The organism is uncultured Methanobrevibacter sp. (assembly GCF_937881195.1).
In the GTDB taxonomy this organism is placed as follows: domain Archaea; phylum Methanobacteriota; class Methanobacteria; order Methanobacteriales; family Methanobacteriaceae; genus Methanobinarius.
Genome location: NZ_CALGFC010000027.1, coordinates 1 through 9159 on the forward strand (window position 1 = coordinate 1; position 9159 = coordinate 9159).

Sequence of the window (9159 nt, forward strand, 5' to 3'; positions counted from 1 at the left end):
AAAATATTAATTTAAAATATTAATTTAAAATATTAATTTAAAATATTAATTTAAATAGCATAATATTTACTACTTATAATTAAACTAAAATATTATTATAATAATGCTTTATTAATAGATATTTAATATTATAAAGATATTATTTAGTAGAATAATACTATTTACCCTATATGATTTATATTATTTGAAATTAGGTGATTTAATGCGAGTATTACTAATACACTCCGATTATTTAAAATATAAAACAAAAAATAAGACTCCAATAGCTGAAGAAATTCAAAAAGACAAAGAAGAAGGAACTTTCAATGAGGCATTAGTTGTTTTCACAGCTGTTGAAAAAGCAGATGAAAAAAATCCTGCAGGAGTTGTAAATAATTTAATAAATGAAATAAAATCAACTAATGATCAGATTAATCCAGAAAGGATTGTTTTATATCCTTATGCACATTTATCCTCTTCTCTTAGTTCTCCAAAAATAGCTATAGACATTTTAAAAATGGCAGAAAAAGAATTATCAGTTCGTGGTTTTGAAGTTTCAAGAGTTCCTTTTGGATGGTATAAATCATTTGAAATTTCTTGTAAAGGTCATCCACTATCAGAATTGTCAAGATCAATTGATTCTGTTGATATTAGTGCTGATGGAATTGGAGAAGAAGAATCAGAACCTTCTAAATTTTATATATTAAAAGATAATGTTTTAGAAGATGCTGAAAAATATAAATATGAAAAAAAATCAGATTTAGAAAAATTAGCTAAATATGAACTTGGAACTGGAAAAAGTAAAGATGCTGAACCTCCTCATGTTAAACTAATGAGAGAAAAAGAATTAGCTGATTATGAAAGTGCAGCAGATGTTGGACATCTTAAATGGTATCCTAAAGGTAGGTTAATCAGAGATTTATTGTCCGACTATGTTTATAATCTTGTTGTGGAAAGAGGAGCAATGCCTATCGAAACTCCAGTAATGTATGATTTAGCTAATGACGCTATAAGAGAGCATGCTGAAAAATTTGGTGAAAGGCAATATAAAATTCAAACAAAAAAAGAATTAATGCTACGTTTTGCTTGTTGTTTTGGAGCATTTAGAGTTTTATCTGATTCATTTTTAACCTGGAAAAATCTTCCAGCTAGAGTATACGAGTTATCAACTTATAGTTTTAGATTTGAAAAAAGAGGAGAAGTTGTAGGTTTAAAAAGGCTTAGAGGGTTTACAATGCCAGATATGCATTCAATTTGTGCAGATATGGGCCAGTCCTTAATAGAATTTGAAAATCAAGTCGATATGTGTATTCAAACTGGAAAAGATTTTGATGTAAATTATGAAGCAATATTTAGAGCTACAAAAGATTTTTATGAAGAAAATCAAGATTGGATGTATGAAACTGCAAAAAAACTTAATAAACCAGTTATAATAGAAATATTACCTGAAAGAAAGCATTATTGGGTTTGTAAAATGGATTTTGCAGCAATGGATTATCTTGGAAGACCTATTGAAAATCCTACTGTTCAAATTGATGTTGAAAGTGGAAAAAGATTTGATATTAGCTATCTGAATAAAAATGAAAAAGAAGATTATCCTATTATTCTCCACTGTAGCCCTACTGGAAGTATCGAAAGAGTTATATGTAGTTTACTTGAAAAAACAGCGATTGAAATAAATGAAAAAGCTCCAATGTTGCCAGTATGGTTATCACCAATCCAAGTTAGAATTATACCTGTTGGAGAAAAACATTTAGAATATGCTAATCAAGTTGCTGATGAAATCGCTTTTAATAACATTAGAGTAGATGTTGATGATAGGGATGAACGTGTTGGAAAGAAAATAAGAAATTCCGCTACTGATTGGGTCCCTTATACAATTGTTATCGGTGATAAAGAAATAGAGACTAATGTTTTTAATGTCACTATTCGAGAAACTAAAGAAAAGTGCGATATGGAACTTGATGAAGTTATTTACCAAGTTTTATCTAAAACTATGGAAAAACCATTCAGAAAATTACCTCTTCCAAGAAACTTATCTGAAAGGATAAATTTCCAGTGAAATTAATAATTTGATTAGCTTATAAAAAAGTTATAAATAATAAAAAATCAATATTTTTAAACTTATAGAAATATAAACTTTTTATAAATATAAACTTTTTATAAATATAAAATTTTTATAATAATAACATTTTTATTAGTATAATGGAATATTATAATAGAATATTTTATATTATGAATATTTCTATTGTAAATATTTCTATAGGGATTTCTATAGGAAATATTATATTAATTAAAAATTATAATTAAAATATATATTAAACTTATTTAAACTTATTAAATATTTATTTAAATATTTGGAGACACCTTAAATGTATAAAATAGGAGAAGCCCTTGTTGGGGACGGAAATGAATTAGCCCATGTTGATTTAATAATTGGTGATAAAGAAGGTCCTGCGGGAACTGCTTTTGCAAATGGTATGACACAACTATCAATTGGACATACACCATTATTATCTGTTATTAGACCAAATTTAATGACTAAGCCATCAACTTTAATAATTCCAAAAGTAACAATTGGTGATTTAGATGATGCTAGTAAAATATTTGGGCCTGCACAAACAGCTGTAGGAAGAGCAGTAGCTGATGCAGTAGAAGAAGGACTAATTCCAAAAGATATTGCAGAAGATATTGTTGTTATGGTGAGTGTATTTATACACCCCGATGCTGAAGATTATAGGAAAATTTATCAATACAATTATGGAGCTACTAAATTAGCTATCAGGAGAGCAATGTCTGACTATCCAGGAATTGACAAAGTATTAGCTGAAAAAGATAGAGGAACTCACCCAATTATGGGATTCAAAGTTACAAGATTATGGTCCCCTCCTTATGTTCAAGTTGCACTCGATCTTGACAATCTTGATGCAATGGAAAAAATTATTTCAGCTGTTCCAGACAGAGAAAGAGTTTTGCTTGAAGCAGGAACACCATTAATTAAAAAATTCGGTGTTGGAGTTGTAAGCAAAATTAGAAAACTTAGACCTGATGCATTCATTATTGCTGATTTAAAAACATTAGATGTTGGCCGTGTTGAAATTAAGATGGCTGCTGATGAAACTGCTGATGCTGTTGCTATTTCTGGTTTAGGAACTATTGAATCTATTGAAAAAGCTATACATGAAGCTCAAAAACAGGGAATATATTCAATCCTTGATATGATGAATGTTGACAATTTCAAAGAAAAAATCAATAAATTACAAGATAACCTTAAACCAAACATTGTTTTATTACATAGAAATGTTGACCTTGAAACTTCAATGGCAGAAAAAGGTCAAGATACTAGTGACATGACCGAATGGGGTAATATAAAAGAAATTAAAAAATTAATTGGTGATGGCCTTGTTGCTGTTGCTGGTGGAATAACCCCTGAAAAAGTCGATGAAGCTATAGATTCTGGAGCAGATATTATTGTTGTTGGAAGATATATTATTGGTTCAAGAGATGTAAGAAGATCTGCAGAAGATTTCTTAGCTCATTTACCTCAAGATCCAGACAACATGAGATTAGCTCTTGATGAAGATGAACAAGTATAATTAAATTTCAATTATACTATTATCTTTAAATTTTTAATTATTTATTATTTCAAAATATTTTATTATTTTTATTATTCTTTTTAATTTTAATAATTTTATTATTCATACTTTCTTTAATTTTTAATAATTTTATTAACTCTATTTTTTTATAATTTTACTATTTTTATTAACTCTATTTTTTTATAATTTTACTATTTTTATTAGCTATAATATTTTTTATAATTTTTACTATATGATCTACTTATAAGTTATAATTAATAAGTTATTATTTTTATATTAAATAAATTGTCGCAAATATGTTAAAAGAGCTCAGAGAACTTATAAGAAATTAATTATAAAATATAACTTTTTTTAGATAAGTTAAAAATTATAATAAATAAGAAATAAATTATAAATAATAAATTAAAACTTATTTGTTATAAGTTATAAAATATAACTTTTATCAAATAAGTTATGAGTTATAATAAATAATTTAAAAGATATAAGATAAAAGTTATAATATATAATAAATAATTTAAAAGTTATAAGTTAAATAGTATAAATAATAAATTAAAAGTTATAAGATAAAACTTATTTGTTAAAACATATAAAAAATAACATATTAGTTATAAGATATAAATTAAAAAATATAAGTTAAATATTATAATGAATAAGATATAAAGTATAAAAAATAACTTATAAATTAAATATTATAAGATATAAATTAAAAGATATAAGATAAAACTTATTTATTAAAACATATAAAAAATAACATATTAGTTATAAGATATAAATTATAAAAAATAAGTTAAATATTATAATGAATAAGATATAAAGTATAAAATATAAGTTAAATATTATAAAAAATAAGATATAAATTATAAATTATAAAATATAAATAATAAGAAAAAAGTTATATCTTATAAATAAAAACTGCTCAGTTTTAATTTAAAAGTTATATAGTATAAATGATAATATATAAGTTAGAGAATCCAAGAAAATAAATATAAAATATAGGAAATGATAAAATGGGAGAAACAATAGCTATAATAAACCAAAAAGGTGGTTGTGGTAAAACTACTACAGCTGTTAACCTAGCTGCATCACTTGCAACTCTTGATAAGTCAGTTTTATTAGTAGATATGGATCCACAAGGAAATGCGACAACAAGTTTTGGAATAAATAAACAAGAACTAGAAAATACTGTTTATGCAGCAATTAGTGGGCAGGTAAGTGTGAAAAAAGCTATAATTCCAACAATTGTTGAAAATTTATTTATATTTCCAAGTAATATATCATTAAGTGGAGTAGAAGTAGAATTGAGTAAATTAGAAAATTATCATCTAGTTTTAAAAGAATTATTGGCACCTATAGTAGATATTTTTGATTATATAATAATAGATCTTCCACCATCATTAGGAGTTATAACAATTAACGGGCTTGTAGCTAGTGATAGTCTAATAATACCAATTCAAGCAGAATATTTTGCATTAGAAGGATTAGCTGATTTAACAAATACAATAAACCTTGTTGAAGAAAGATTGAAAAGTCCTTCACCAATAAAAGGAATTGTGTTAACATTATATGATTCAAGAACACGGCTTGGTAAAGAGGTATATAGTGAACTCAAAAAATACTTTGGAGATAAAGAAAATATATTTAAAACAGTGATTTCAAGAAACATACGACTAGCTGAAGCTCCTAGTTATGGTATGCCATGTATAGCATATGATGAAGAAAGTAGAGGGGCTAGATCATATTTAAAATTAGCTAAAGAAGTATTAAGTTTGGAAGAAGAAGAAGGGGGTTAAAAAATGGTTGATAAAAAGAATAAAAGAGGATTAGGAAGAGGATTAGACTCATTAATACCTAAAATTGATGATGGAGAAGATGAAAAAAATAAAAAATCTTCAATTACATTAGAAGATATTCTTTCTAACACAGAAGATGAAGGGGAAACAGTTTCAAAAGATGATGAAGGAAACATCATAGAAAAAAAAGATGAAGAAATTGAAAAATTAGAAAAATCTTCAGAAAATATCGAAAAAGAGAATAATGAAAAGGGCAAAGAAAAAAAAGAGATTAATGAAACAAACAAAATTGATGAAAAAAGTAATTTAGAGAGCGCGAATTTAGAAAATAAAAAAATAGAAAAAGAAGAAAGAATAGAAGATGAAACAAGCGAAAAGAAAGATATAATAAAAGAAGAAAAAAATGAAAAAACTGAAGAAAATCTTGAAAAATCAGTTGAAATAGAAAATATAGAAGATATTGATAAATCTAATCAATCTAAAGAAATTGAATCTGTTGAAATAAAAACAGAAAAGGAAAAAGAAACTGAACTGAGTGAATATGAAAAATCCAGTATTGCAGAAGTAAAAGAAATTATAGAAAAAAACCCACGTATTACATTATGGTCTGCTAAATCAAGTGCAGTATTTAGATATCTAAGAAAAACACGTCCGGAGTTTAGTATAAGTAAAGAAGCTTCAGAATTAATAGATGAGTCTGTTTCAAAAAAGTATCCTGAAATATGGGAACTCTTTAAAGATTTATAAAAAATTCTTTTTATATTTAAAATAAAAAATTATAAAAGCATTTATTAATTATATAAATATTGATTAATTAGATAAACTTTAATTAATACATGAGATTTAATTAATTATATAAGCTTTTTATCTATTTTTTCATTATTTTTAAAATTTAAATACTTAGCATCTAAGACTTTTCTAATATTTTCAGCAGTTTTAGAACCAATGCCATCAATTTCCATTAATTCTGATTTAGATGCATTAATAACCCCTTGAACTGTTAAAAAATTTTCAAGCAGTTTTTTAGCTGTAACAGGGCCAATATTTGGTAAAGATTCAACGATGAATAATTGTTGTTCCCAAAGATTACTAGGTTTTCTTTCAGTTCTAACTTGAATATTATTTTTATTATCTGTTTGTTCCCTAATAGCTATTCTCTTAATCATTGCAGCAGTATCCTCAGGATTTTTAGTTGGTATTATTGATATTCCAAAATCTAATGCAATAGAAGCAATTGAACCTCTAACAGCGTCGGGAGATAAAAATCCAGAATATATATCCTCACCTTCTAAAATTAATATGGGTTTTTTAAATTCTTCTTGCATTATTCGAGCTTGTTTATAAAGGCGTTTATCAATGATTGAATCATGAAAATCTTTAGTTGTTTTTCTTTCAATAGCAACTTCATCACTGATTTGATAATCTCCTGCAGCCATTGTTCTAATTCTTACATTAACATTTATAGTATCTAAAGCACGTAAAACATTGGAATTTCCTTCTCTTGAATCTGCAAAAACTAAAATATCAGAACTATTTTTGGATATATATTTATTTGGAGAATTGTCTAGATCATTATTAGATATCTTATTTTTAGAAATTTCGGATTCCAAAGATTCATTTATAGAATCATTAATATTAGAAAGTTCATTTGCAGAAACATCATTTATAGAATGCTTATTAATAGATTGCCCATTAATAGAATTATTAGACTCAATATCATTAGAATTTATTTCATTAGAATCATCTAAAATAACCCCAATTTCAGCTTTTCTCCCAATAATTTTTGAATTGACATCTCTATTATTAATTAAAGTATTTTTATTTAATTTTTTTAGAGAATCTTTATCTATTAGATGCTTTTTCATTTGTTTTTCTTTGTTTAAACTTGCCCAATAATATCCTTCATCACGAGTACCTTTAGCAATGAGAACTTTCATATTACCTGTATTTTTCCTTCCAGTTCTTCCTCTTCTTTGGATCATTCTTACTTCAGAAGGGACTGGTTCATATAAAACAACTAAATCAACAGATGGGATGTCAATTCCTTCTTCAGCCACACTAGTCGAAATTAAAACATCGTATGTTCCCATTTTAAATGATTTAATGATTTTTTTCTGTTCTGCCTGTGTAAGACCTTTTTCACCATCTCTTGATCCTTGGCCAAAAAACTTGACAGAATTAATACCTTCTTTTTCACATTTTTGGTGAATCATTTCAAGTGTATCTCTAAATTGAGTGAACACGATAATTTTTTTATTTTTATTAATATTAGAACCATTATCTTTTTTAGAGGTTTTTTTAATCAATTTTAATTGTTTATTGTCAAAAATTCCCAATTCTTCCTTTAAAATTTCCATCAATTTTTTTAATTTAGGATGTTCCCACCCGTTTTTTTCAGCTTGTTCACTTAAGAGAATGGCTTGAGAAAAATCAGCATCCACTAAAAGGCTTTTAGCTGCTTTAGTACTTTTTTTCTTTATTCTGGAAACATATTTGTTAAAAGTAGAAACACCTTGAGTTTCTAAAAGTTCTAAACCATGTTGAAGATTTATAACAGCGCTTAAAATAGAAATTGCCTGATAACATTCCTTAGGAGGATTAATTGCCCTTGCAATACGATTTTGAACATTTCCTCTTGCTTTTAGAATATCAATTTTATTAACAGAAATAGTAGAAATAACATTCAAATTTTTTAACATTATAAGTCTATGCTTAAGAGCTTTACTAATGTGATTTTTAATTTTTTCAAGCTCTTTACTCATATTTACTTTTATCCAATCAATCTCAATAGGATTAAAATAAGGTTTTACATCAGGATCATCTTCATTTTTAACAACAACATCTTCAATAAAAAGATTTTCACAAATTTGTTGAATTTTATTTTTGTCAGAGCCTGGAGAAGCAGTCAATCCTAAAATTAGATGATTTTTTGCTGTTTTAACATATCTTTGTCCAAGATATACATAAGCATAAGACCCGATGGCATGGTGGCACTCATCAAAAACAAGTAGTGATACGTCTTCAAGATCATATCTTCCATTAAGTAAATCAGATTCCACAGTTTGTGGAGTAGCACAAATAATTTGAGACTCATCCCATCGTTTTTTCCTTTCATCAGGTTTAATAGCTCCAGTAATAGATGAACATTGCACATTCAAAAAGTTTCTAAAATTTTCTTCGTGCTGGATAGCTAAAGGTTTACTTGGTGCTAATATAATGACTTTAGATCCTTTAATTTTTTTCAACCTGTCTGCAGATACCAATACTGCAACAAGAGTTTTTCCTAAAGCTGTTGGAGCAACAATCATTGTATTTCCATTTTTAAGAACATCAGCTGCTAAAATTTGCTGATAAATTCTTGCTTCAGCAGTATTTGGTTTAATGAAAGGATGTTCAATATATTTATCCATGTGATTTAATATTGTAAAACAGCTTTAAATATCTTATGAGAGAGATTATGAAAAGTAATATAAAACGTGGAAAAATAAGATAAAATAAAAAATAAAAAATTTATTTAATAAAAAATTCTAAAAATAAAAATTGTCTTTAGAATAAAAATCATCTTAAAAATAAAAAAGTGTTATTAAAAAAGTGTTATTAATAAAACATTAACTAAATAAAACATTAAACCAACAAAACATTATATCAAAATAAATTCAAATGTAAAAATAATATTAGACAAATTAAATAAAATATTAAAATATATATTAAATGAAATTTATTAAGCAAAATATACATTATAGAATAATTATACTTAAAAAATAATTATATTAATAGAATAATTATACTTAAAA

Annotated in this window: 5 protein-coding genes; 4 read left to right on the forward strand and 1 reads right to left on the reverse strand. The window is 25.7% G+C overall.

Annotated features, from left to right (window positions below; genetic code table 11):
• Positions 1 to 202 precede the first annotated feature (202 nt).
• The 4 genes from Q0087_RS04300 (at position 203) to Q0087_RS04315 (ending at position 6112) form a co-directional block, all read left to right on the forward strand.
• Positions 203 to 2041 carry a threonine--tRNA ligase gene (locus Q0087_RS04300; protein ID WP_297898448.1) on the forward strand — a complete coding sequence of 613 codons (1839 nt, stop codon included), beginning with the start codon at positions 203 to 205 and terminating at the stop codon, positions 2039 to 2041.
• 310 nt (positions 2042 to 2351) lie between these two features.
• Positions 2352 to 3575 (forward strand): bifunctional 5,6,7,8-tetrahydromethanopterin hydro-lyase/3-hexulose-6-phosphate synthase, encoded by a 1224-nt coding sequence (locus tag Q0087_RS04305; protein ID WP_297898449.1) that lies wholly within the window; start codon positions 2352 to 2354, stop codon positions 3573 to 3575.
• Positions 3576 to 4582: 1007 nt separating this feature from the next.
• Complete coding sequence (locus Q0087_RS04310; RefSeq protein ID WP_297898450.1) at positions 4583 to 5365, forward strand: ParA family protein; 783 nt, start codon at positions 4583 to 4585, stop codon at positions 5363 to 5365.
• Between the two features lie 3 nt (positions 5366 to 5368).
• Complete coding sequence (locus Q0087_RS04315; RefSeq protein WP_297898451.1) at positions 5369 to 6112, forward strand: AAA family ATPase; 744 nt, start codon at positions 5369 to 5371, stop codon at positions 6110 to 6112.
• A 104-nt stretch (positions 6113 to 6216) separates the two neighbouring features.
• On the opposite strand, the gene Q0087_RS04320 is transcribed toward Q0087_RS04315, so the two are convergent.
• A complete protein-coding gene (locus Q0087_RS04320; RefSeq protein WP_297898452.1) occupies positions 6217 to 8775 on the reverse strand; it encodes a DEAD/DEAH box helicase in 2559 nt (852 codons plus the stop codon).
• Positions 8776 to 9159: the final 384 nt, after the last annotated feature.